Here is a 24,895-nt window from a genome sequence, read left to right as displayed (position 1 = left end):
CTTCTTCTCGATCCAAATATCCTCGCCGGAGGCTCCCGCCTCTTGCCAAGCGCGCGACGCTCTGCTGATCTCGCGCCGATCAGCCAAGAGGACCTTCATGCCCCATCCGCTCAACCCCGCGCTCGCCGCAACCTTCCCGCCCCCGGTCATGGAGGCGCGGCGCTGGCTTGACGGGGTCGAGTTCACTGCCGATCGCCCGTTGATCAATGTCTCTCAGGCGGCCCCCGTCGATCCGCCGCCCGAGGCGTTGCGTCAGGCGATCGCAGAGGCCGCGCTGAACGATCCGCAGGCGCATCTTTACGGCCCCGTTCTGGGCCTGCCCGATCTGCGTGCCGAACTCGCGCATCAATGGTCGCTGGCCTATGGCGGCGAGATCGCAGCGCGTCAGGTCGCGATCACCCAAGGCTGCAATCAGGCGTTTTGCGCGACACTGGCCACGCTCGCAGGTCCCGGCGACGAGGTGATCCTGCCGACGCCTTGGTATTTCAATCACAAGATGTGGCTCGACATGGCGGGCGTGCAGACGGTACCGCTGGCGCCCGGCGCGGGGCTTCTGCCCGACCCCGATGAGGCTGCCGCGAAGATCACCGACAAGACACGCGCGATCGTGCTGGTCTCGCCCAACAATCCTGGCGGCGCGGAATATCCGGCCGAACTGCTTCGCGCCTTCGCCGATCTGGCCAAGCGGCACAAGCTCGCGCTGATCGTGGACGAGACCTATCGTGATTTCGACTCGCGTAGCGGCGCGCCGCATGACCTGTTCTCGGATCCCGACTGGCCGCGCTATTTCATCCATCTCTATTCCTTCTCGAAAGCCTATCGCCTGACGGGCCACCGCGTCGGCGCCATCGTCGCGGGCGAGACACGCCTCGCCGAGGTCGAGAAATTCCTCGACACGGTGGCGATCTGCCCCTCGCAGCTGGGCCAGATGGCCGCGCTTTGGGGCATGCTGCACCTGTCGCAATGGGTCGCAGGCGAGCGCGCGGAAATCCTGCGCCGGCGCGCGGCGATGGAGGCCGCCTTCGCCGATCTGGAAGGCTGGAAGATGCTCGGCTGCGGGGCCTATTTCGCCTATGTGACGCATCCCGATCCCCGCCCCTCTCCTGATTTCGCACAGGCTCTGGTGCGCGAGGCGGGCGTGCTGATGCTGCCCGGTACGATGTTCATGCCGCAAGGCGCAAACGGGGCCGCGCAGCAGATGCGGATCGCCTTCGCCAATGTCGATACCGACGGGATCGCGGCCCTTCGCGACCGGCTGGCGGGCCTCGCGCGCGGCTAGCCTTGCAGGCAAGTAATCAAAGCCCTAAACAGCGCCCAACAAACAATGCCCGAGGAGGAACCCCGATGAAGATGCGCAGCCACGGCAAGAGTGTCGTCGTCTGGATCTTGCTGGCCATGCTGATCCTTGGTCTCGGCGGTTTCGGGCTACGCAATTTCTCCGGTTCGGCCAAAGCGGTCGGCGCGGTCGGCGACACCAAGATCACCGTCGACGATTACGCCCGCGCCCTGCGTCAGGAGATGCAGCAGCGCAGCCAGCAGCTTGGCCAGCCGGTCACGATGGCGCAGATGCGCTCCTCCGGCGTCGACCAGCAGGTGCTGGGCAAGCTGATCGGTCAGGCCGCGATCGGCGAAGGCGCGCGGCGTCTTGGCGTGTCGGTGGGCGACCAGCAGTTGCAAAAGCAGCTCTACGACGTTCAGGCGTTTCAGAACGCCTCGGGCAAGTTCGACCGCGAAACCTATAAATTCGCGCTGCGCCAGCAGGGCTATACCGAGCCGCAATTCGAGGCTCAGCTGCGCGACGATCTCTCGCGCTCGATCATTCAGGGCGCGGTCGCAGGGGGCGTGGATGCGCCCAAGCCGGTGGTCGATGCCTATACGAAATATGTCAGCGAGAAGCGCGGCTTCACCTGGGCCGAGGTGAGCGAAAGCGATCTGACCAAGGCGATCCCGGACCCGACCGACGATCAGCTTCAGACCTATTACAACGACCACATTGATCAGTTCACCGCGCCCCAGACGCGCGACATCACCTATGCGTGGCTGACCCCGGACATGCTGGCCGACAAGGTCAAGATCGACGACGCCACGCTGAAGGCCGAATACGAGCGCCGCGCCGACGAGTTCAAGCAGCCCGAGAAGCGCCTCGTGGAGCGTCTCGTCTACTCCGACATGGACGCGGCCAAGGCCGCGAAAGCCAAGCTGGATGGCGGCGCAACCTTCGCCGATCTCGCCAAGGATCGCGGCCTGTCGCTCGACGACGCCGATCTGGGCGATGTGACCCGTGACGATCTGGGCAAGGCTGCCGATCCGGTCTTCTCGGCCGAGAACAACAGCGTGGTCGGCCCCGTCGAGACCGATCTGGGCCCGGCCCTGTTCAAGGTGAACGGCATCATCGATGCGCAGGAAACCTCCTTTGCCGAGGCGCGCGACGAACTCGCGGGCGATGCCGAAGCCGAGAAGGCGCGCAACGAGATCGGTAAGATGAGCGAAGACCTGCAGGACCGTCTGGCAGGCGGCGCGACGCTCGAAGAGATGGCCAAGGAAACCGATATGGAGCTTGGCCAGATCGACTACACCGCCGACAGCACCGATGGCATCGCGGGCTATGACGAGTTCCGCAAAGCGGCTGACGAAGCCACGACCGACGCCTATCCCGATCTGCAGACGCTCTCGGATGGCGGCGTCTTCGCGTTGCGCCTCAACAAGATCGTGCCGCCCCAGCCCAAGCCCTTCGCCGATGTGAAGGACGAGGTCGCAGCGGCCTGGCGCGCCGATCAGGTGGTGAAAGCCGAAGAGGACCGCGCCAAGGAGATCGTCTCGGCGGTCGAGGGCGGCAAGTCGCTGGGCGAGACCGGCGTGCTGACCACCAAGGTCGCGAGCATCGGCCGGGGCGGCTATTCCGACGAACTGCCGCCACCGGTGATCTCGAAGGTCTTCAAGACCGAGCCGGGCAAACCCGCGCAGATCACCGCCAACGGCAAGGTCTATGTCTTCGTCACCGACAAGGTCATCCCGGCGGATATGGAAGATGCCGACACCAAGCTGATCTCGGGTCAGATCGGCACGCAGCTTTCGAACTCGCTGGCCAATGACCTGCTCAATTTCTACGCGACCGCCGTGGAGTCGGAGGCCGGGCTCGATCTCGACAACCAGACCGTGACCGCCGTGCAGTCGCAGATGCAGTAAGGAGGCCCGCCGTGGTCGCTCTCTCCCCTTCTTTCGAGGCGTTCGAGGAACGCTGGGCCAAGGGTGAAAACCAGCTGGTCTACGCGCGGCTCGCGGCCGATCTGGACACGCCCGTCTCGCTGATGCTCAAGCTCGCCGAGGCGCAGCCCAATTCCTTCATGCTGGAATCGGTGACTGGCGGCGAGGTGCGCGGGCGCTACTCGATCGTCGGCATGAAGCCTGACGTGATCTGGGAATGCCGGGGCGAGCAGGCGCGGATCAACCGCTCGGCGCGCTTCGACGAGGCGTGGGAAGACCTTCCGGGCCACCCGTTCGACAGCCTGCGCGCGCTGATCGCGGAAAGCCGCATCGAGATGCCCGACGATCTGCCCGCTGCGGCGGCGGGTCTGTTCGGCTATCTCGGCTATGACACCATCCGTCTGGTCGAGAAGCTGCCGAACGTGAACCCCGATCCGCTCGGCGTGCCCGACGCGATGCTGCTGCGCCCGTCGGTCGTGGCCGTACTCGACGGGGTGAAGGGCGACGTGATCATCTGCGCGCCCGCCTTCCAAGCCGAGGGCAAGTCCGCGCGCGCGGCCTATGCGCAGGCCGCCGAACGCGTCTCGGATGCGCTGCGCGATCTCGACCGCACCCCGGTGGAGAGCCGCGATCTGGGCGAGAGCCTGCAGGTCGGCGAGATGCATTCGAACTTCACCAAAGAGGGCTACATGTCCGCCGTGGAGAAGGCGAAGGATTACATCCGCGCAGGCGACATCTTCCAGGTGGTTCCCGCACAGCGCTGGTCGGCGCATTTCCCGCTGCCGCCTTTCGCGCTCTATCGGTCGCTGCGGCGCACCAACCCCTCCCCCTTCATGTTCTTCTTGAACTTCGGCGGCTTCCAGATCGTCGGCGCTTCGCCCGAGATCCTCGTGCGCGTGCGCGAGGGCGAGGTGACGATCCGCCCGATCGCGGGCACCCGTCCGCGCGGGGCGACCCCTGCCGAGGACAAGGCGCTGGAAGAAGACCTGCTGGCCGACAAGAAGGAACTGGCCGAGCACCTGATGCTGCTCGATCTGGGCCGCAACGATGTGGGGCGCGTCGCGAAGATCGGCTCGGTACACCCGACCGAGAAATTCATCATCGAGCGCTACAGCCACGTCATGCATATCGTCTCGAACGTCGTGGGCGAGCTGGCCGACGACCAGGACGCGCTCTCGGCGCTGCTGGCCGGTCTGCCCGCAGGCACTGTCTCCGGCGCGCCCAAGGTGCGCGCGATGGAGATCATCGACGAGCTGGAGCCGGAGAAACGCGGCATCTATGGCGGCGCCGTGGGCTATTTCGCGGCCAATGGCGAGATGGACATGTGCATCGCGCTGCGCACCGCCGTGGTGAAGGACAAGACGCTCTACATTCAGGCGGGCGGCGGCGTGGTCTACGATAGCGACCCCGAGGCCGAATGGATGGAGACGGTCAACAAGTCCAAGGCGCTGCGCAAGGCGGCCGAGGATGCGGGGCTGTTCGTCGCCACTCGCGGCAACGGCTGAGGCAGTCGCCTTTTCGCAAGCTTTGAGGACGCGGGCTTACTGGCCTGCGTTTTCCATTTTCGGCTCGGTGTCCGGAGTGCCAGCCGCCACGCTGTCGAGCGCCAGTGCCGACACCGGGGTCAGCGTCACTTTGTTCTGCGCATCGACATACCAGTCCTCGATGCCCTGAACCGATTCCGGCCAGGCCGAGAGCATCACCACGACCGAACCGTTACGCTCCGCCTCGAAATCGGCGCGCGCCAGCATCCGCGAGATCACGGCAGCCTTCTCGCGCCCGTCATCGATCACGCGCCAGACCTGCGCGCGCGGCAGATCGGCCGAGGTCGCGATCTGGTTGGCGCTGTCGAAGCCCTTCTTCTGCGTCACCACCCCGAGCCCGCCGCGGCTGAGCGCCGAGATCATCTGGCGCGCGAGCGGGCGGTTGTTCTGGAATTGCGGCTGCGGCGGCTCCACGACGGCGACCGCCTCGGGGATCACGTGACGCCAGGCCTCCAGCGCCACCTCGACATCCTCGGGCGCGGCGTTCGCGGGCAGTCCGGCGGCAAGGATCGCGACCTCGAACCCTGCCGCGCGGAAGGCTTTCGCATCGTCGGCAGCGCCTTCACGGGTCGGATCGATCGCGATGGTCATCGGCAGATCGCTCGCCGTGATCGTCGCCGGGTCGAGCCCGCCAGCCGTCACGCCCGGATCGATCAGCACCAGCGAGATTTGCGGCTTGTCGCTGATCGGTGCGGGGGCTGCGAATTTCCGGATCGGGTTCAGATCGGCCGCATCGACCGCGGCGACCTCGGGCATGTCCTGCGCAGACTGCGGGTCAGGGCCCTCCCCCGGCGCCGGCGCGGTCGAAGGCGTCACTTGCGGCAGGCGATCCACCACCACACCGGGCGCGGATTTGAACCCGCCCACTGGTTTGCCCGGCAGCGAAGGGGCGTCTTGCAACGAGAAGATGCGCGGCTTGATCGGGGCTGCATCTCCGCCTTGCGGCAGAGCGCGGCCGGCGGGCAGGTCCGGGCTTGCGGTCGGGTCGTTCGAGATCTCGGGTTTGTCGGCCTGCGCGGTGTCGATCCCCTCGCCCTCGGGCGGCAACTGATCGGGCGAGGGCATATCACCGAGCGACGGGGCCGCTTGGGGCGCCGCCTCTGGGTGCGTCATCTCGGCCTCGGGCAATGCGGGCATCTCATTCGCTGCGACGGTCGTTTCGCCCTCATCCGCAGACGGCGTCGCTTGCTCGGACGCTTTCGGCGGCTGCAGGGTCACGTCGGGCAGCGCGGGCATCTCGGCTGCGGGCGCAGTTTCAGCGGTCTGCTGCGGCTGCGCTTCGGGCGCGGGCGCAGCGGCAACCTCGGGCGTGGCATCGGGCGCGGGCGCGCCTTGCAAAGCGGCAGGCGGCGCGCTGTCGGGCTGGGCCCCTGCCTCCGGCGCGACCGGCTCTGCGAGCGCCACGGCCTCCCCGTCCGCCTCGGGGCGCGGTTCGGCCATGTCGGTCGCCATTTCGGGGCGCGCGGCGCTTTGGATTTCGTCGGCACTGGGCGGCGCGAGGCTCGGCTGCGGCTCGGACACGCGCGGCGTCTTGGTCGGCGCAGAAATCGGCGCCCCGTCCGGCGTCGGCATTGAGGGCGTGCGATCGGTCGCAGGGCGCGAGAAATCGGAGCCCGCAGGCAGGTCCACATTCGCCGGTTCTTCGGGCGTCGGGCTTCCGGCGAGCTTGATCTCTGCGCCGGGCTCTTTCGGCGCCGGGAAGATCAACGACATCACGCCCGCACCAAGTACCGCGACCAGCAGACCGGCCAGTCCGCCCTTCATCACAGATCGCATCATTGCCTGCCTCCATCTTCACCGCTCTTGATGCGCGGCTTTTCCCGGGGACTGCCCTTGACCCCGGCCCTTCGCTGATAGCATCTATAGCCCGACCCGATCCCCGGTTCACCCCCCTTGATGAGCGCATCGGCGCTTGTATGCGTGGGGGACGCCGGGGGCCAACAAACGAAAGGGCCCGGCCATGCTGCTGCTCATCGATAATTATGACAGCTTCACCTATAATTTGGTGCACTATTTTGGCGAGCTGGGCGCCGATGTGAAGGTCTGGCGTAACGACGCGCTGAACGTGCAAGACGCGATGGGCATGGGCGCGGAGGCGATCGTGCTGTCGCCCGGGCCTTGCGACCCCGATCAGGCGGGCATCTGCCTGCCGCTGGTGATGGCCGCGGCCGAGGCGAAACTGCCGCTGTTCGGCGTCTGTCTGGGGCATCAGACCATCGGTCAGGCCTTTGGCGGGAAAGTCGTGCGCGCCTCCGAGATCGTACACGGCAAGATGGGCGAGATCCGCCACGAGGGCAAAGGCTGCTTCAAGGGCCTGCCCTCCCCGCTGAAAGCGACGCGCTACCACTCGCTGATCGTGGAGCGCGAGAGCCTGCCCGACTGCCTCGAGATCACCGCCGAGCTGGACGACGGCACGATCATGGGCCTGCGTCATCGCGAGCTGCCGATCGAGGGCGTGCAATTCCACCCGGAATCCATCGCCTCCGAGCATGGCCACGCGATGCTGAAGAATTTCCTGACAGAGGCAGGCGTCAGCCTGAAGGTGTCCGCATGAGCCAACCGATGAGCGAAGCGATGAAGCCGCTGATTTTCGCGGCGTCGGAAGGTCCGCTGAGCCGCGCGCAGGCCGAAATGGCATTCCAGCTGCTGTTCGAGGGCGAGGCCTCGCCCGCACAGGTCGGCGGTTTGCTGATGGCGCTGCGGGCGCGCGGGGAATCCGTGTCGGAATATGCCGCCGCCGCCGCCGCGATGCGTGCGAAATGCGTGCCGGTCAAAGCCCCCGAAGGGGCGATGGATATCGTGGGCACCGGCGGCGACGGGATGCACACGCTCAATATCTCGACGGCTGCGGCCTTCGTCGTGGCGGGCGCGGGCGTGCCGGTCGCGAAACACGGCAACCGCGCGGCCTCGTCGAAATCGGGCACGGCGGATGTGCAATCCGAGCTGGGCATCGACGTGATGGCCGGTCCCGAGGCGACCGAGCGCGGTCTGGCCGAGGCCGGGATCGGTTTCATGATGGCGCAGATCCACCACCCTGCGATGCGTCACGTCATGCCCGTGCGTCAGGAACTGGGCTGCAAGACCATCTTCAACATCCTCGGTCCGCTCACCAACCCCGCGGGCGTGAAGCGGCAGTTGACCGGGGCTTTCGCGCCCGACCTGATCTTCCCGATGGCCGAGACGCTGCAGATGCTCGGCTCCGAGAAGGCATGGCTTGTGCATGGCTCGGACGGCACCGACGAGATCACCATTTGCGGCACGACCGAAGTCGCCGCGCTGGAAAATGGCCGCATCGAGTCGATCCAGATCCACCCCGAGGATGCGGGCCTGCCCGTGCACAAGTTCAAGGATCTGGTCGGCGGCACGGCGGCCGAGAACGCCACCGCCCTGCGCGCGCTGATGGATGGCGAGGCTTCGGCCTATCGCGACGCGGTGATCTTCAACGCGGCTGCCGCGCTCGTCGTTGCCGACAAGGTCGCGGATCTGAAATCCGGGGCGGAAATGGCCGCCGAGAGCATCGACAGCGGGAAGGCGAAGACCGCGCTGGAAACGCTGGCCCGCATCACGCAGGAGGTCGCCGGATGAGTACGATCCTCGACAAGATCAAAGCCTATAAGCTGGAAGAGATCAAAGCGGCCAAAGCCGCACGCCCGCTGAACGAAGTTGAGGCTCAGGCCAAGGCGCAGGCGCCCACGCGCGGTTTTGCCAACGCCCTGACCGCGAAGGCGGAAACGGGCTACGGGCTGATCGCCGAGATCAAGAAGGCCTCGCCCTCGAAAGGGCTGATCCGCCCCGATTTCGACCCGCCCGCGCTGGCCAAGGCCTATGAGGCCGGTGGCGCTGCCTGTCTGTCGGTGCTGACCGATACGCCCTCTTTCCAGGGCGCGCCGGAATTCCTGTTGGCGGCGCGCGCGGCCTGCTCGCTGCCCGCTTTGCGAAAGGATTTCCTCTATGACACCTATCAGGTCGCGGAAGCCCGCGCATGGGGCGCCGATTGCATCCTGATCATCATGGCTTCGGTCGAGGATGATCTGGCCGCCGAGCTGGAAGACGCGGCCTTCGGCTGGGGCATGGATGTGCTCGTCGAAGTGCATGACATGGAAGAGACCGAGCGCGCGCTCAAACACCTGAAGTCGCCGCTTCTGGGCGTCAACAACCGCAACCTGAAGACCTTCGAGGTTACGCTCGACGTGACCCGCGAGCTTGCACCGAGCATCCTCGCCGAGGGCCGCGATCTGGTCTGCGAGAGCGGCATCTTCACCCGCGACGACATGGCCGCGATGGCCGAGGTCGGCGCGCGCCGCTTCCTGATCGGCGAAAGCCTGATGCGGCAGGACGATGTCGCGGGCGCCACCCGGACGCTTCTGGAGGTCGCATGAGCCTGTCGCATTTCGACAAGGACGGTCAGGCCCATATGGTCGACGTCTCCGATAAGGAGGTGACCGACCGCATCGCCGTGGCCGAGGGGCGCGTGGTGATGCTGCCCGAGACGCTGAATTATGTCCTGAAGGGCACTGCGAAGAAGGGGGACGTTCTGGGCATCGCACGGATTGCGGGCATCATGGCCGCGAAGAAGACCTCCGACCTGATCCCGCTCTGCCACCCGCTGCCGATCACCAAGGTCACGCTGGACCTGGAGCCCGACGAGGCCCTGCCCGGCGTGCGCATCCGTGCCACCGTGAAGACCTCGGGCCAGACCGGCGTCGAGATGGAGGCGCTGACGGCGGTCTCGGCGGCGGCGCTGACGGTCTATGACATGCTCAAGGCGGTCGAGAAATCCATGCAGATCGAAGGTATCCGCGTCGTGCTGAAAGACGGCGGGAAATCCGGCAAATACGAGGCCGAAGGGAGCGCATCATGAGCCTGTTGCCCGTCGAAGAGGCGCTGGAGAAGGTTCTGGCACTGGTCGAACCGCTGGGCACCGAGCGCGTGAGCCTGCGCCATGCGCTTGGCCGCGTGATGGCGGAGCCTGCCACGGCGCAACTGACCCAGCCGCCCTTCTCGGGCTCGGCGATGGATGGCTACTGGATCGACGTGGCCGACCACCTGCCCGGCGCGACACTCACTGTCGAGGGCGAGGCTGCCGCCGGTCGCGCCTATGACGGCACGCCGACTCCGGGCCAAGCCGTGCGCATCTTCACCGGCGCACCGGTGCCGGGCCCGAATGGCGTGGTCGTTCTGCAGGAGAACGTGACGCGTGAAGGCGACACGATCACCCTGCCGCAGGAACTTGACAGCAATGCCAATATCCGCCCCAAGGGTCAGGACTTCGCGCAGGGCGAGAGCTTCTGCCCCGACCGCCCGCTGACCGCGCGCGATCTGGGCCTGCTGGCCGCGATGAACGTGCCCGCCGTCACGGTGCGCCGCCGCCCCATCGTCGCGATCATCGCCACCGGCGACGAGCTAGTGATGCCGGGCGAAGAGCCGGGACCGGACCAGATCATCTGCTCCAACAGCTTCATCGTCGCGGCACTGGCCGAGCGCATGGGCGCCGAGGCCCGCATGCTACCGATCGCGCGCGACGACCGCGACAGCTTGCGCACCGTGTTCGACCTCGCGAAGGGGGCCGATCTGGTGGTGACCTCGGGCGGCGCCTCGGTCGGTGCGCATGATCTGGTGGGCGAAGTGGCGGCAGAACTGGGGCTCGACCGCAGCTTCTGGAAGATCGCGATGCGCCCCGGAAAGCCCTTGATGGCGGGCCGGATCGGCGAGGCCGCGATGCTGGGCCTGCCGGGCAACCCCGTCTCGGCCACGGTCTGCGCCGAGCTGTTCCTGCGCCCGATGCTGAGCAAGCTCGCGGGTCTGCCGCCCGAAAACCGTGTGCAGCAGGCGATCCTCGCGACCGATACCGGCCCGACCGGCCCGCGCACCCATTACATGCGCGCCACCCTCGCGCCCGGCGATCCCCTGCCCCGCGTCACGCCCTTCGAGAATCAGGATTCTGCGATGCTAAGCCTCCTGTCGCAGGCCGATTGCCTGTTGATCCGCCCCTTGGGCGACGGGCCGCGCAAGGCAGGCGAGACGGTCGAGATCCTGCCGCTGGACTGAGCCGCCCCCGCCTCGGGCGTTGACAGGCCCCGTGAACAAGGGTAGAACAATCCTTGAACATGTGCCTTGACCGGGGAACGGAGGGTCGCGGATGCTGACGCGCAAGCAGCTGGAATTGCTGGAATTCATTCAAAAACGGATGATGAAGGACGGTGTTCCACCCTCTTTCGACGAGATGAAGGACGCGCTGGACCTGCGCTCGAAATCCGGCATCCACCGTTTGATTACCGCTCTGGAAGAACGTGGCTTCATCCGCCGCCTCGCTCATCGGGCCCGCGCGATCGAGATCGTGAAACTGCCCGAGGCTCTGGAGAAGAAATTCGGCGCCCCCGCAGGCGACAGCGCTGGCAGCTTCGCGCCGCAGGTGATCGAGGGCGACAAGACCGACCCGCCGCGCGGCGCGATGCCGGTTGACGTGATCCACGCGCTGGAACTGCCTGTGATGGGCCGGATCGCCGCCGGTGTCCCGATCGAGGCGATCTCGGAAGTGTCGCATCACGTCGCCGTCCCCGGCTCGATGCTGAGCGGTCGTGGGGAGCATTACGCGCTCGAGGTCAAAGGCGACTCGATGATCGAAGCCGGCATCAACGACGGCGATGTCGTGGTGATCCGAGAACAGGGCACCGCCGACAATGGCGATATCGTGGTCGCGCTGGTCGAGGGGCATGAGGCGACGCTGAAACGCTTCTACCGGCGCAGCGGGATGATCGCGCTGGAAGCTGCGAACCCGGCCTATGAGACGCGGCTGCTGCGCGACGATCAGGTGAAGGTGCAGGGGCGGCTCGTCGGGCTGATCCGCAGCTACTGAGATTTGGTGAATTCCTGGGAAAGAGCGTCCTGTGGGACGCTCTTTTCGTTTATCGCGCCGGTTGCGTGGGCTGGAGCCTCCGGCGGGGATATTTGGAAAGAGCGAAGGTCAGGGGCGCGTCCAGAGGCGGCGGCCTTTGATTTGCGCGGTCGTCGTAACCTCGCCCTTGGCGCTGATCGCGACCGCACCAGTCTCGCGCAGGCGCGCGGCGTCCCATAGATCGCAGGGGCCCGTGGGGGTTTCGACCCCGGTGGAAATCACGACAATGCCGCCCTTCGCGCAAATCGCAGGCAGGACCTCTTTTGCCGATTTTCCCGTGAGATGGGTGAGCGGCGCGCGTCTAAACTGCGCAATCCGCGCGCCGCGCGGCCCAGAGAAGCCGAGGCGTGCGGCAGCCTCTTCCAGCGAAGCCGGATCGCCATCCGCCGCCAGCCAGCGCTCGGAGATGAACCCCGCGCCCGGTTTCGACAGCGCCCGGCCTTGCGAGGTCATCAGACCGACCTGCTGCGCCTCGGGCGCGATCAGTAGCGCCGGACGCTCCGCCCCGGCGCGCAGCCAAAGGGCGCCGCCCAGAAGGATCAGACCGACGCTCGCACTGCGCCCGGCCCCGCGCGTCAGGATCACCCCCAGCGCGCCAAGCGCAATCAAAGGGATCACCCACGGCCCCGGCTGGACGATCGCGAGAACCGAGCCGTCGAGGTCGCTCACCCACTCCGCCACGCGCAAGATCCACGCCGTGCCCTGCCCCATCGACCAAAGCGCGGGCCCAGCGAGGCCGAGGGGCGCGAGCAGTGCTGCGAGCACGCCCATCGGCATGACCACGAGCCCCATTGCGGGCACCGCGAAGAGGTTGGCCAGCACCCCGTATTCCGAGAGCCTGTGAAACTGCGCGGCCACGATCGGTGCGGTGGCCGCGCCTGCGATCAGAGAGGTCGCGACCAGCATCAGGACCGGGCGCAGCAGGCGCGGCAGATGGCGCGCCGCGCGGGTCCACGGACCCAGCGCCACGATCAGCGCAGTGGTCGCGGCGAAGGACATCTGGAAGCCGGGCTCGGTCAGGCTCTCGGGCTGCCAGATCATGAGGAGCGTGGCGGCGAGCGCGACCGTGCGCAGGCTCAGCGCGCGCCGGTCGAAGAGCACCGCGAGAAGCATGATCGACACCATGATCCACGCGCGCTGGGTCGAGACCGCAGGCCCCGCGAGCCAGAGATAGGCGCTGGCCGCAACCAGCGCCGCAATGGCGGCCAGCTTCTTCGTAGGCCAGATCAGGGCGGGGCGCCCCGCCAGCGCCAGACCGTAGCGCACCAGACCGAAGACGAAGCCCGCCAGCATTCCCATATGCAGCCCGGAAATCGCGATCAGATGGGCGAGGCTGGAGCGGCGCATCACCTCGCGCGTGGCCTCGCTCAACCCCGAGCGGTCGCCCGTCATCAGCGCCGCGGCGACCGCGCCGGGCTGTCCCGCGATCCGCGACTGGATCGCCGCCGAGAGCCGCATCCGCGCACGATGCGCCGCCATCGCCCAGTCGCCGGGATCGGGCGGCGCAATGCGCAGCACCGGCGCGCGGGTATAACCGATCGCGCCGAGGCGATCGAACCAAGCGGTGCGGCGAAAATCGTAATCCCTTGGGGCCGCTGGCGGCGGCGGGGGCGAGAGATTCGCCGTGAGCATGACCTGCGTGCCGGGCTCGGGGCTGAACTGACTTTGATCGCCGTGCAGCGTCACGCGCACCCGCGCCGGGGTCTTGGCGGGCGGAATTCGGTCGATCCGCACCCGGTCCAGCGTCAGCCGGATCAGGTCGGAGCGCGCGCGGTCGATCTTCACGATCCGCCCGCTGACAGGGCCGTAATAGCGATACTGCAGCACCGGCGCCGCGACGAGATGGGCGCGCAGCCCTGCGAGCAGCAACCCCAAAGACGCGAGGGCGATCAGCGCCGCGGGCAGCCGAAGCCATGCCGCGCCGCGCAGCCAAAGCGTCAGCGAGAGCGCGCAGATCACGAGCGTGCTCAGGTAGATAGGCCATCCCGGCTCGAACCCGAGGGAGAAATACGCGCCAACCCCGACGCCGAGCGCCACTGGCATCCACAGGAAAAGCTGCGCGCGCGCCCGCGCCAGCGCGCCCAGCGGATCGGAGAGCCCCCCGAAGAGCCCCGCGATCACACGCGGAGTGCGCTCCGCACCGGTCGCGCCCTCGGGCTGCGCCCAGTCGCCCGGTTCGGCATTGATCGCCATGCTTGTCCTCGGCCCCGTCCCTGCTTATGCATCGAGCCGAGAAAGCCTATGCGCTTGATGGTTTCCGATAGGTTAACGCGGGCCGGTAAGAGCCCGCGAAGAAAGGTCCCGACATGTCCGACCAGATTGTCACCCGTTTCGCCCCCTCGCCCACCGGCTATCTGCATATCGGCGGTGCGCGCACGGCACTGTTCAACTGGCTCTATGCCCGTGGGCGCGGCGGCAAATTCCTGCTCCGTATCGAGGATACCGATCGCGAACGCTCGACCCCCGAGGCCACGGCGGCGATCCTTCAGGGGCTCGAATGGCTGGGGCTCGATTATGACGGCGACGTGGTAAGCCAGGCTGCGGGCGCGGCCCGCCATGCCGAGGTCGCCCATCAGATGCTGGCGAAAGGCCATGCCTATAAGTGCTTCTCCACGCAGGAAGAGATCGCGGCCTTCCGCGAGGATCCGGCGAACAAGGGGCAGATGTTCCCCTCGCCGTGGCGCGATGCCGATCCCGCGACGCATCCGGATGCGCCCTACGTGATCCGCCTGAAAGCGCCTCGCGAGGGCACGACGGTGATCACCGACGCCGTGCAGGGTGAGGTAACGATCCGCAACGATCAGCTCGATGACATGATTTGTTTACGTTCTGATGGCACACCGACCTACATGCTGGCCGTTGTCGTCGATGACCATGATATGGGCGTGACCCATGTGATCCGCGGGGACGACCATCTCGTCAATGCCGCGCGGCAGATGCTGGTCTATCGCGCGATGGGCTGGGACGTGCCCACCTTCGCGCATATCCCGTTGATCCACGGCCCCGACGGCAAGAAGCTGTCGAAGCGTCACGGCGCGGTCGGTCTCGAGCAATATCAGGCCATGGGCTACCCGGCGACGGGCATGCGCAACTACCTCGCGCGGCTCGGCTGGAGCCACGGCGACGACGAATTCTTCACCGACGATCAGGCGAAGGAATGGTTCGACATCACCGGCATCAACAAGGCGCCGGCGCGGCTCGACTTCAAGAAGCTCGAAAATATCTGCGGCCAGCATATCGCGATCACCGATGAGGCCGAATTGCTGCGCGAAATCGAGGGTTATCTCGCAGCTGCAGAAAAACCGCCGCTGGGTGACGCACAGAAATCTGCGCTTATGCGCACGCTTCCCGTCGTGAAGGGCTCGGCGAAGTTGTTGCCGCAACTCCTTGAAAAGGCGCATTTCTCGCTGACGCATCGCCCGATCGAGATCGAAGAGAAAGCGGCCAAGGCGCTCGATGATGTATCCCGTGGTATACTGAGTGAATTGACCTTTGCGCTGCAACGCGCTAATTGGTCGCGGGAAGACCTGGAAGCCGCCGTCGGACAGGTTGCCGAAGCGCACGGACTGGGCCTTGGGAAGGTCGCTGCTCCGATGCGGGCGGCCTTGGCGGGGCGAGCGGCTACCCCCAGCGTATTCGATATGATGCTCGTTTTGGGCCAAGAGGAAACTCTGGCACGACTCGACGATCAGGCGGCCTGAGGCCTGGCCGCCCTCTCCGGACGCCTGTCCGGACGCGATAGACCGGCGCGGCCCAGCCGGAGGATGAAAGGGAATTTACATGGCAGACAACTCGAAGACCGCCACGCTCTCGCTTGACGGACAAACCTATGAGCTTCCCGTGCTCTCGCCCTCGGCTGGTCCCGACGTGCTCGATATCCGCAAGCTCTACGGTCAAGCCGACGTCTTCACCTACGATCCGGGCTTCACCTCGACCGCAGCCTGCGAGTCCAAGATCACCTTTATCGATGGTGGCAAGGGCGAGCTTCTGTATCGCGGCTACCCGATCGACCAGCTCGCCTCGGAATCGCACTATCTCGAAGTGTGCTACCTGCTTCTCTACGGGGAACTGCCGAGCAAGCAGCAGATGGAAGATTTCGAGTATCGCGTGACCCGTCACACGATGATCCACGAGCAGATGAAGCAGTTCTTCCAGGGCTTCCGCCGTGACAGCCACCCGATGGCGACCATGGTCGGCGTCGTGGGCGCGCTCTCGGCCTTCTATCACGACAGCCTCGACATCTCGGACCCGTGGCAGCGCGAAGTCGCCTCGATCCGCCTGATCGCGAAGCTGCCGACGATCGCCGCGATGGCCTATAAGTATTCGATCGGTCAGCCCTTCGTCTATCCGAAGAACGAGCTGAGCTACGCCGAGAACTTCCTGCATATGTGCTTCTCGGTCCCGGCCGAAGATTACAAGATCGAGCCGGCGCTCGCGAAGGCGATGGACCGTATCTTCACGCTCCACGCCGATCACGAGCAGAACGCCTCGACCTCGACCGTGCGTCTGGCGGGCTCCTCGGGCGCGAACCCGTTCGCCTGTATCGCAGCCGGTATCGCCTGCCTCTGGGGCCCCGCCCACGGCGGCGCAAACCAGGCCTGCCTCGAGATGCTGCGCGAAATCGGCACCGTCGATCAGATTCCGGAATACATCAAGCGCGCCAAGGACAAGGATGATCCCTTCCGCCTGATGGGCTTCGGTCACCGCGTCTACAAAAACTTCGACCCGCGCGCGAAGGTCATGAAGGAATCGGCGGACGAGGTGCTCGACCTGCTCGGCATCCACGACAACGAGACCCTTCAGGTCGCCAAGGAACTCGAGAAGATCGCTCTGGAGGACGACTATTTCGTCTCCAAGAAGCTCTATCCGAATGTCGACTTCTACTCGGGCATCATCCTCGAGGCGATGGGCTTCCCGACCTCGATGTTCACCCCGATCTTCGCGCTCTCGCGTACCGTCGGCTGGATCTCGCAGTGGAAAGAGATGATCGAGGATCCGACCGGCAAGATCGGTCGCCCGCGTCAGCTTTACACCGGCGCGACCTATCGCGATTACGTCGATATCGCCAAGCGCTGAGCGTAAGCCAAGTCATTGCGGGCCGGAGGGGAGACCTTCCGGCCCGTTTTCTATTCTGATACCCGGGACAAGAGAGCACTGCCCCCTTCTGGCTGCGCCATTCATCCCCCGGGATATTTACTCAAGAGCGAAGACATAGCTGACCGTCTGACATATCGCCCGCATCATTTCCTCTGCTCGCTTGGCTTCGAGGGGAAGGGATATTCGGATCGCTTCACCGCGAATATGACCGAGATCGTCGAAGGGCGCCTGCGGCAACCGGAGGGCGCCGCAGTGGAGATCGAGGTCGTGGGCGCGGCGGACGATATCTGTGACCCCTGCCCGTCGCGGCGCGGATCGGGCTGCACCGCGCAGGCGAAGATCGATCGGCTGGACGCGGCCCATGCCGCGGCGCTGGATATTGCGCCGGGCGATGTGCTGACATGGGGCAAGGCGCTGGAGCGGATGGCCGCCCTGCCCGCCGATGTGCATCAGACGATCTGCGCGGAATGCCAATGGCTGAGCGCGGGCATGTGCGCCGCCGCCCTCGCCCGACTTCAGGACAAAGAATAGCGCTACCCTTGGTCGTAGGGCGGCACTGTAAAGCTGCCCAACGCGCTCGCCCGTCAGTTTGCAAAACAGCGGGAAAGGCGCGGGACGTGCATCTGCACGCTTGCGCGACGGCGGGTGTGGTGGCAAGAAACGCGCCATGAGCACGGATCAGACCCAAGACCCTTCGCAGGGCAAGAAACTGGCGCTTGTCACAGGCGCTTCGCGTGGCCTTGGCGGGGCGATCGCCGAAGCTTTGGCCGCAGATGGCTGGCATGTCATGGCCGTCGCGCGGACTACCGGCGCGCTGGAAGAGCTCGACGACCGCATTCAGGCGAAGGGCGGTTCCGCCTCGCTCGGTCCGCTCGACGTGACCGAGCCCGATCAGATGGCGCATCTCGCACAGTCGATCGGTGCGCGCTGGGGGGGGCTCGATCTGTGGGTACATACGGCGATCCATGCCGCGCCGCTGTCGCCGACGGGTCATATCGACGCGAAGGAACTGGCCAATTCGGTCAAGGTGAACGTGACCGCGACCGCGCAGCTCATCGGGCTGATGGAGCCGCTGCTGCTCGCGCGCGAGGGCACCGCGCTGGCCTTCGACGATCCGCGTGCGGGCCAGAAATTCTTCGGCATCTATGGGGCTACGAAAGCCGCGCAGATGGCGATGATGCGCTCGTGGCAGGCCGAGACCGTGAAGATCGGGCCGCGCGTGATGATTGCGGAGCCTGCACCGATGGCGACCGCGCTGCGCGGACGGTTCTTCCCCGGCGAAGATCGCGAGGCGCTGGCCGATCGCCACGCCGAGGCACGGCGCATCCTCGACACGCTCTGAGAACGACCAAAGCGCCGCCGAAATGCCCTCCGGCTGCGGCGCTTTGGCGACACATCCGCGCTGTCGCCCGCCCCCGCTTTACCCTTCATCCGCCGCACGGTAAGCATCGGGTGACGCGACGGCGAACTGGGGGCAACATGCGTATTCTCATCACCAATGACGACGGGATCGACGCACCGGGACTGGCCGTTCTGGGCGAGATCGCCGAAGAACTTGCAGGCCCCGATGGCGAGGTCTGGACGGTCGCGCCGGCCTTCGAGCAATCGGGCGTCGGCCATTGCATCTCCTACACCCGGCCGATGATGATCTCGAAGCTGGCAGAGCGCCGTTTCGCCGCCGAAGGCAGCCCCGCCGATTGCGTGATGGCTGGGCTCTACGACGTGCTGGAGGAGCAGCGGCCCGATCTGGTGCTCTCGGGCGTGAACCGGGGCAACAACTCCGCCGACAACGCGCTTTATTCCGGCACGTTGGGCGGCGCGATGGAGGCGGCGCTGCAAGGCGTGCCCGCGATCGCCCTGTCGCAATTCATCGGCCCCGAGGTCTTCAACGCCCCCGACATGTTCGAGGCAGCCCGGGTCCATGGCGCGGCGCTCGTGCGCAAGCTGATCGATCAGGGCATCTGGGACGATGGCGATTACCGGGTCTTCTACAACGTCAATTTCCCGCCGGTGCTGGCAAAAAACGTCAAAGGCCACAAGGTCGCAGCCCAAGGCTTCCGCAAGGATTGCTTCTTCTCGACCGAGGCGCATCACGCGCCTTCGGGGCGGCGCTTCCTTTGGATCAAGGGCGGCCCGCAGCACACCCCGACGCAGCCGGGCACCGATGCCGCCGTCAATCTCGACGGCTATATCTCGGTCACGCCGATGCGCGCCGATCTGACGGCGCATGACGTGATCGCCGATCTGGAGGCCCGTCTGGGATGAGCGAGGACGCAGAAGAGGATCTGGCCGAGCGCAAGATGCGGTTCCTCTTCGCACTGCGCTCCAAGGGCGTGACCGACGCGCGCACCCTGCACGCGATGGAGGGGATCGACCGCGGCCAGTTCGTGCGCGGCATCTTCGCCGACCGCGCCTATGAGGACATGCCGCTGCCGATCGCCTGCGGGCAGACGATCTCGCAGCCCTCGGTCGTGGGGCTGATGACGCAAGCCGCGGATGTGGGTTCGCGCGACACCGTGCTCGAGATTGGCACCGGCTCGGGCTATCAGGCCGCGATCCTGAGCCAGCTCGCCCGCCGCGTCTATACCGTGGACCGGCATCGCAGACTGGTGCGCGAGGCCGAAGGCGTCTTCAACGCGCTGCGGCTCACCAATATCGTCGCGATTTCCGGGGACGGCTCGCACGGGCTGCCCGATCAGGCGCCCTTTGATCGAATCATCGTGACTGCCGCTGCGGAAGACCCTCCCGGGCCGCTCTTGGCCCAGCTGAAGATCGGGGGTATCATGGTTCTACCCGTGGGCCAGTCGGACACGGTGCAAAGCCTGATCCGGGTGCGCCGGCTCGAGACGGGTTTCGATTACGAAGAATTACGTCCGGTGCGCTTTGTTCCCCTCGTAGAGGGCGTGGCAAACGACTAAGTGGCAGGTAAGAACGGACCCCGAAGAGGTCTGAGAGACAGTGAGGACGAGCGGATGGCAACGAAGATTTCCCGGCTGCGGCTGATCCTGGCAGGTGGCGTCGCGCTGACGGCGTTGGCCGCCTGTAACCCGAACGGGTTCGATCTGGACATGCGCGGTTATGGCAATGGCGGGCTCGACACGAGCGCCGCCGCCCGGCAGGCGGTGCAGGATCGCCCGCGCCCGAACGCACAGGGCATCATCACCTACCCGAATTATCAGGTCGTCGTGGCGCGCCGCGGCGATACGGTCAATTCCGTCGCCCAGCGGATCGGCACCGATCCGGGCGCGCTGGCTCGCTATAACGCGGTCGCCCCCGATGCGGTGCTGAACGCGGGCGAAGTGCTGGCCCTGCCCAACAAGGTCGCGACCACGAGCGGCTCCGCGGCGCCGGGCAACTCCAGCGCGCTGACTTCGGAGACGATCGACATCACCTCGCTCGCCTCGAACGCGATCGATAGATCGCAGGCGAACCAGCCCGCCAAACCGACGCCGGCCTCGGCCCCGGTCTCCACCAACAGCGCCGAGCCGATCCGCCACAAGGTCGCACGCGGCGAGACCGCCTATTCCATCGCGCGCTACTACTCGGTGCCGGTGAAGGCGCTGGCCGAGTGGAACGGGCTGCCCAACGATCTGCGCGTGCGCGAAGGTCAGATGCTGATCATCCCGGTCGCGTCGAGCCGCCAGCCCGCGAAAGTCGAAACGGCAACGGCCACGACTGCGCCGGGCACCGGCTCGCCGACCCCGGTGCCGCCCTCCGCGGCAGAGCCCCTGCCCCAGAAGACGCCGCCGAAAGCCTCTGCGCCGGTCAAGACGCAGACTCCGGACATGAGCACCGATCGCACCAAGGCGTCGGACACGTCGAAGATGGCGATGCCGGTGCCGGGTTCGATCATTCGACCCTACAAGAAGGGCTCGAACGACGGCGTGGATATCTCGGCTTCGGCCGGCACCTCGGTGAAAGCCGCCGAGAGCGGCACCGTGCTGCTGATCAGCCAGGACACCGACGATGTCGCCTTCCTCGCGATCAAGCATCCCGACAATCTGGTGACGGTCTATTACAACGTGACCGGCATCACGGTGAAGAAAGGCGCGAGCGTCAAGCGCGGCCAGACCATCGCCAAGGTCGCGTCCGGCGATCAGGGCTATCTGCATTTCGAGGTCCGCAAGGGGATCGATTCCGTCGATCCGATGCCCTACCTCAACTGATTTTGCGCGGCGGGCCGGAGATGTTCCGGCCCGCCCGCACGCGCTGCCCGCTCAGCCCGCGACAGGCGCAAGCAGCAGACAGCTTTCGCTGTTGAGCACCCCCGGAATTTCCCGAATATCGCGCAAGGCCCGGTCGAATTCGCCCAGTGTCTCGGCCCGGATTTCCGCCACCAGATCCCAGTTGCCATTGGTCGCGAAGACCGTCGTCACCTCCGGGATGCGGTGCAGCGCCCGGATCACCGCGCGCGACATCTTGCCCTGCAACTCGACCAGCGTGATCGCGCGCACCTGCCCCTCGACATCCGTCTCTGTCTCGATGGTGAAGCGCCGGATCTGCCCCGAGGCGACCAGCGCCTCCAGCCGGGCGCGCGCGGTCGTGCGCGACACCCCCACCTGCAGCGCGAGATCGGTCATCGAGAGCCGCGCATCCGCGCGCAACGCGGCCATGATCGCGCGGTCCGTATCATCGAGTTGCATCACTCCTCCGTTTTGATCATTTGACTGGTCAAACTGATCAAATTTAGTTCCGTTTTGCGCAAATTGACAAGCGAAACCTCTGCGCCATTTCGTCAAACTAAGAGCAACAAGGGAGATCTCGATGACACGCACAGTTTCGATTCTGGGCGCGCCTATTCAAACTGGCGCTTCGCAACCCGGCTGCATCATGGGACCGGCCAGCCTGCGCATCGCGGGGCTGGGCGACATCCTGACCGAGCTGGGCTGGGAGGTGGATGATCTGGGCGACCTGTCGATCCCCCCGCAAGAGCCGATGCCGCACAAGAACCCCGCGATCCACGATCTGGCCGAAACCCGTGCCTGGATCGAGGCGCTCTCGCAGGCGGCGTTCGATGCCGCGCAGACCCATGACCGCCCGATCTTCATCGGCGGCGATCACGCGCTGGCCGCGGGCACGCTAAGCGGCCTCGCGCGGCATGCGAAGACCCAAGATCGCCCCTTGTTCGTCCTGTGGCTAGACGCGCACCCCGACCTGCACACGCTGGAGACCACGACCAGCGGCAACCTGCATGGCACGCCCGTGGCCTATGTCACCGGCCAGCCCGATTTCGAGGCCTTCCCGCCGCTGGAAGCCAGCATCGATCCGAAGAATTTCTGCATGATGGGCATCCGCTCGGTCGATCCGGCGGAGCGCGCGCGCATCAAGCAGATCGGCTTGGAAGTCCATGACATGCGCGCCATCGACGAGACCGGCGTGCTGGCGCCCCTGCGCGCCTTCCTCGACCGCGTGCGCGAAGCCAACGGCTTGCTGCATGTCAGCTTCGACGTCGATTTCCTAGACCCCGGGATCGCGCCCGCCGTGGGCACCACCGTGCCGGGCGGCGCCACCTTCCGCGAAGCGCATCTGATCATGGAAGAGGTCGGCGACAGCGACCTCGTGACCTCGCTCGACATTGTCGAGCTTAACCCTTTCCTCGACGAACGCGGCCGCACGGCGAAACTGCTGTGCGACCTCGCAGCCAGCCTCTTTGGCCGCCGCGTTCTCGACCGCATGACACGGAGCTTTTGATGGATATGTCCCCTCTCGCCCCCTCCAAGCTGGCCTTCGTGCCCTTCGTTTCCGTCGCCAACATGATGAAGCTGGTGAACGAGATCGGCCCCGAACAGGTGATGCGCGACCTCGCCGCCTATATCGAAGAGGATTTCCGCCGCTGGCCGGATTTCGACAAGACCCCGCGCGTCGCGAGCCATTCGGCGGAGGGCGTGATCGAGCTGATGCCGACCGCTGACGCCGAGAATTACGGCTTCAAATACGTCAACGGCCACCCCAAGAACGGTCGCACGGGGCACCAGACGGTCACCGCGTTCGGCGTGCTTTCCTCGGTCGCCACGGGCTATCCGCTGCTGATGACCGAGATGACGATGCTGACCGCGCTGCGCACCGCCGCCACCTCGGCGCTGGTGGGCAAATACCTCGCCCCGAAAGGCGCGACGGTCATGGGCATGATCGGCAATGGTGCGCAATGCGAGTTTCAGGCGCTGGCCTTCCGCGCGATCTGCGGCATCGACACTCTGCGGCTCTATGACATCGACCCGACGGCGACCGAGAAGGCCGCGAAGAACCTGACCGCGCAGGGGTTCAACGTCACCAAGTGCCGCTCGGCTGAGGAAGCCGTCGAAGGCGCGCAGGTCATCACCACCTGCACCGCCGACAAGCAATATGCGACGATCCTGACCGACAACATGGTCGGCTCCGGCATCCACATCAACGCGATCGGCGGCGACTGCCCCGGCAAGACCGAACTGCATCGCGACATCCTCACCCGCTCGGAAATCTTCGTCGAATATCCGCCGCAGACCCGCATCGAGGGCGAGATTCAGGCGCTCGACGAAGACCATCCGGTGACCGAGCTGTGGAAAGTCATGCGCGGCGAGGCGGAAGGCCGTCGCGATGCGAAACAGATCACGCTGTTCGATAGCGTCGGCTTCGCGATCGAGGATTTCAGCGCGCTGCGCTACATCCATGACCGAGTGAAGGATGGCGACTACGCGCAGATGCTCGATCTTATGGCAGACCCCGACGATCCGCGCGATTTGTTCGGGATGCTGACGCGGGCGGGCTGAGCCCCGCTTGCGCTCGGACGCGGCGCGTGGCACCGAAAGCCAAACGCCCCTTTCAGACGAGTGCGCGACATGACCCATCAGACCCACCCCTATGCGGGCGACGGCAGCCATACCGGCAGCTACTACGCGGCTTCGGCCAACCCGGCGCCCTTGCGCGCGGAACTGGTGGGCGATCAGGAGGCCGATATCTGCGTCGTGGGCGCGGGCTTCTCGGGCCTCTCGACCGCGCTGCATCTGGCAGAAAAGGGCTATAGCGTCACCGTCGTGGAAGGCGCACGCATCGGCTGGGGCGCATCGGGCCGCAATGGCGGTCAGGTCGTGAACGGGCTGAACGCCAGCCTCGACGTGATCGAGAGCCGCTACGGGCAGGACACCGCGAATTTCGTGGCCAGCCTCGTGATGGAAGGCGGCGACATCATCCGCGAGCGCGTCGCGACCTATGACATCCAGTGCGACCTGAAGCCCGGCAATGTCTTCGCGGGGCTTACGGCCAAGCACATGCAAGAGCTGGAAGCGCGCTGGAAGCTCTGGCGCAGCTACGGCATCGAAAGCCAGGAGATGCTAAGCCGCGAGCAGATGCGCGAGCACGCGAATTCCGACCTCTATGCGGGCGGCATGATCGACCATAAGGGCGGACATCTGCATCCGCTGAATCTCGCACTTGGCGAGGCGGCGGCGGTCGAGAAACTCGGCGGGACGATCTACGAGATGTCGCCTGTGACCTCGGTCGACACCGACGCCACGCGCCCAGTGATCAAGACCGCGAAGGGCCAGATCACCGCGAAGACGCTTGTGCTGTGCGGCAATGCCTATCTTGGCCATGTCGTGCCCACGCTGGAGCGCCGCGTGATGCCCGTCTCGACGCAGGTCATGGCGACCGAGCCTCTGGGCGAGGCGAAGGCCCACGAGTTGATGCCGTCCGATGCCTGCATTGAGGACGTGCGCTACATCCTCGACTATTACCGCATGTCCGCCGACAACCGCCTGCTGTTTGGTGGCGGCACGGTCTATGGCGGTGCCGACCCGAAGGACATCAAGGCGAAGCTCTGGAAGAACCTCGAAAAGGTCTTCCCGCAGCTCAAGGGCACCAAGATCGACTACGCCTGGTCGGGCAATTTCGCGCTGTCCTTCAGCCGCGTGCCGCAGATGGGTCGGATCGGGCAGAACACCTATTTCGCGCATGGCTATTCCGGCCACGGCGTCACCGGGTCGCACACTTTCGGACGCATCCTGTCGGAGGCGATCAACGGCGATCTGACCCGGTTCGACACGTTTGCGAAACTGCCTTGGATCCCGTTCCCTGGCGGGCGCACCTTCCGGGTGCCCTACTCGGTCGCGGGGTCGTGGTGGTATGCGCTGCGCGATCGGCTGGGGGTGTAAGCCCCCTGCCCGCGCCTTAGACGATGCGG

The 24,895-nt window shown here is 66.0% G+C and carries 22 protein-coding genes; 19 read left to right on the top strand and 3 right to left on the bottom strand.

Going from position 1 to position 24,895, the window contains the following annotated elements:
* The first annotated feature begins 97 nt into the window (after positions 1–97).
* The 3 genes from F8R15_RS13205 to trpE all read left to right on the top strand — a co-directional run bounded on the left by F8R15_RS13205 (position 98) and on the right by trpE (position 4,709).
* Entirely contained in the window at positions 98–1,279 is a 1,182-nt protein-coding gene (locus F8R15_RS13205) for an aminotransferase (RefSeq protein ID WP_152844875.1), read from the top strand.
* A gap of 65 nt (positions 1,280–1,344) precedes the next feature.
* Positions 1,345–3,186 carry a SurA N-terminal domain-containing protein gene (locus tag F8R15_RS13200; protein WP_152844874.1) on the top strand — a complete coding sequence of 614 codons (1,842 nt, stop codon included), beginning with the start codon at positions 1,345–1,347 and terminating at the stop codon, positions 3,184–3,186.
* Positions 3,187–3,197: 11 nt separating this feature from the next.
* The gene (gene trpE, locus F8R15_RS13195; RefSeq protein WP_078542842.1) at positions 3,198–4,709 is read left to right on the top strand and encodes an anthranilate synthase component I; all 1,512 of its coding nucleotides are present in this window, start codon (positions 3,198–3,200) and stop codon (positions 4,707–4,709) included.
* 36 nt (positions 4,710–4,745) lie between these two features.
* Here the strand turns inward: trpE and F8R15_RS13190 are convergent, their stop codons facing one another.
* A complete protein-coding gene (locus tag F8R15_RS13190; protein ID WP_152844873.1) occupies positions 4,746–6,527 on the bottom strand; it encodes a divergent polysaccharide deacetylase family protein in 1,782 nt (593 codons plus the stop codon).
* A 181-nt stretch (positions 6,528–6,708) separates the two neighbouring features.
* Between F8R15_RS13190 and F8R15_RS13185 the strand changes: the two genes are divergently transcribed.
* The 6 genes from F8R15_RS13185 to lexA all read left to right on the top strand — a co-directional run bounded on the left by F8R15_RS13185 (position 6,709) and on the right by lexA (position 11,604).
* Complete coding sequence (locus tag F8R15_RS13185; protein WP_152844872.1) at positions 6,709–7,302, top strand: aminodeoxychorismate/anthranilate synthase component II; 594 nt, start codon at positions 6,709–6,711, stop codon at positions 7,300–7,302.
* Between the two features lie 8 nt (positions 7,303–7,310).
* Positions 7,311–8,333: an anthranilate phosphoribosyltransferase gene (gene trpD, locus F8R15_RS13180; protein ID WP_078542893.1), complete on the top strand. Its 1,023-nt coding sequence runs from the start codon at positions 7,311–7,313 to the stop codon at positions 8,331–8,333.
* Positions 8,330–9,127 (top strand): indole-3-glycerol phosphate synthase TrpC, encoded by a 798-nt coding sequence (trpC, locus tag F8R15_RS13175; protein WP_152844871.1) that lies wholly within the window; start codon positions 8,330–8,332, stop codon positions 9,125–9,127. The genes trpD and trpC overlap by 4 nt, the downstream gene beginning before the upstream one ends.
* Positions 9,124–9,609 (top strand): cyclic pyranopterin monophosphate synthase MoaC, encoded by a 486-nt coding sequence (moaC, locus tag F8R15_RS13170; RefSeq protein WP_152844870.1) that lies wholly within the window; start codon positions 9,124–9,126, stop codon positions 9,607–9,609. Before trpC ends, moaC begins: the two co-directional genes overlap by 4 nt.
* Positions 9,610–9,611: 2 nt before the next feature.
* Positions 9,612–10,796, top strand: a complete 1,185-nt coding sequence (gene glp / locus F8R15_RS13165) for a gephyrin-like molybdotransferase Glp (protein ID WP_152844998.1) — start codon at positions 9,612–9,614, stop codon at positions 10,794–10,796.
* A gap of 91 nt (positions 10,797–10,887) precedes the next feature.
* The gene (lexA, locus tag F8R15_RS13160; RefSeq protein WP_078547774.1) at positions 10,888–11,604 is read left to right on the top strand and encodes a transcriptional repressor LexA; all 717 of its coding nucleotides are present in this window, start codon (positions 10,888–10,890) and stop codon (positions 11,602–11,604) included.
* A gap of 108 nt (positions 11,605–11,712) precedes the next feature.
* Here lexA and F8R15_RS13155 read toward each other — a convergent pair whose 3' ends face one another.
* The gene (locus tag F8R15_RS13155) at positions 11,713–13,836 is read right to left on the bottom strand and encodes a ComEC/Rec2 family competence protein (RefSeq protein ID WP_152844869.1); all 2,124 of its coding nucleotides are present in this window, start codon (positions 13,834–13,836) and stop codon (positions 11,713–11,715) included.
* A 113-nt stretch (positions 13,837–13,949) separates the two neighbouring features.
* On the opposite strand from F8R15_RS13155, the gene gltX reads away from it, so the two are divergent.
* The 7 genes from gltX to F8R15_RS13120 all read left to right on the top strand — a co-directional run bounded on the left by gltX (position 13,950) and on the right by F8R15_RS13120 (position 20,906).
* A complete protein-coding gene (gltX, locus tag F8R15_RS13150; protein WP_152844868.1) occupies positions 13,950–15,344 on the top strand; it encodes a glutamate--tRNA ligase in 1,395 nt (464 codons plus the stop codon).
* 79 nt (positions 15,345–15,423) lie between these two features.
* Positions 15,424–16,719 (top strand): citrate synthase, encoded by a 1,296-nt coding sequence (gltA, locus tag F8R15_RS13145; RefSeq protein WP_078520131.1) that lies wholly within the window; start codon positions 15,424–15,426, stop codon positions 16,717–16,719.
* Positions 16,720–16,818: 99 nt separating this feature from the next.
* Positions 16,819–17,271, top strand: a complete 453-nt coding sequence (locus F8R15_RS13140) for a DUF1284 domain-containing protein (protein WP_368731052.1) — start codon at positions 16,819–16,821, stop codon at positions 17,269–17,271.
* A gap of 136 nt (positions 17,272–17,407) precedes the next feature.
* Positions 17,408–18,082, top strand: coding sequence for an SDR family oxidoreductase (locus tag F8R15_RS13135; protein WP_152844866.1), 675 nt, complete (start codon positions 17,408–17,410; stop codon positions 18,080–18,082).
* Positions 18,083–18,219: 137 nt separating this feature from the next.
* Positions 18,220–19,005, top strand: coding sequence for a 5'/3'-nucleotidase SurE (gene surE, locus F8R15_RS13130; RefSeq protein WP_078520133.1), 786 nt, complete (start codon positions 18,220–18,222; stop codon positions 19,003–19,005).
* Complete coding sequence (locus F8R15_RS13125; RefSeq protein WP_078520134.1) at positions 19,002–19,658, top strand: protein-L-isoaspartate(D-aspartate) O-methyltransferase; 657 nt, start codon at positions 19,002–19,004, stop codon at positions 19,656–19,658. Before surE ends, F8R15_RS13125 begins: the two co-directional genes overlap by 4 nt.
* A gap of 54 nt (positions 19,659–19,712) precedes the next feature.
* Positions 19,713–20,906, top strand: a complete 1,194-nt coding sequence (locus F8R15_RS13120; RefSeq protein WP_152844865.1) for a LysM peptidoglycan-binding domain-containing protein — start codon at positions 19,713–19,715, stop codon at positions 20,904–20,906.
* 51 nt (positions 20,907–20,957) lie between these two features.
* On the opposite strand, the gene F8R15_RS13115 is transcribed toward F8R15_RS13120, so the two are convergent.
* Positions 20,958–21,383 carry an Lrp/AsnC family transcriptional regulator gene (locus tag F8R15_RS13115; RefSeq protein ID WP_078520136.1) on the bottom strand — a complete coding sequence of 142 codons (426 nt, stop codon included), beginning with the start codon at positions 21,381–21,383 and terminating at the stop codon, positions 20,958–20,960.
* 121 nt (positions 21,384–21,504) lie between these two features.
* Between F8R15_RS13115 and rocF the strand changes: the two genes are divergently transcribed.
* The 3 genes from rocF to F8R15_RS13100 all read left to right on the top strand — a co-directional run bounded on the left by rocF (position 21,505) and on the right by F8R15_RS13100 (position 24,866).
* Complete coding sequence (gene rocF / locus F8R15_RS13110) at positions 21,505–22,431, top strand: arginase (RefSeq protein WP_152844864.1); 927 nt, start codon at positions 21,505–21,507, stop codon at positions 22,429–22,431.
* Positions 22,432–22,436: 5 nt separating this feature from the next.
* Complete coding sequence (locus F8R15_RS13105) at positions 22,437–23,486, top strand: ornithine cyclodeaminase (RefSeq protein WP_152844997.1); 1,050 nt, start codon at positions 22,437–22,439, stop codon at positions 23,484–23,486.
* A 69-nt stretch (positions 23,487–23,555) separates the two neighbouring features.
* Positions 23,556–24,866 (top strand): FAD-binding oxidoreductase, encoded by a 1,311-nt coding sequence (locus tag F8R15_RS13100; protein ID WP_152844863.1) that lies wholly within the window; start codon positions 23,556–23,558, stop codon positions 24,864–24,866.
* Positions 24,867–24,895 lie beyond the last annotated feature (29 nt).

The sequence above is a fragment of the Thioclava sp. JE_KL1 genome, from assembly GCF_009296265.1.
Taxonomy (GTDB): Bacteria; Pseudomonadota; Alphaproteobacteria; order Rhodobacterales; family Rhodobacteraceae; genus Thioclava.
The sequence above is the reverse complement of the archived record's forward strand: the minus strand, read 5'-3'. Positions and strand labels throughout refer to the sequence as shown.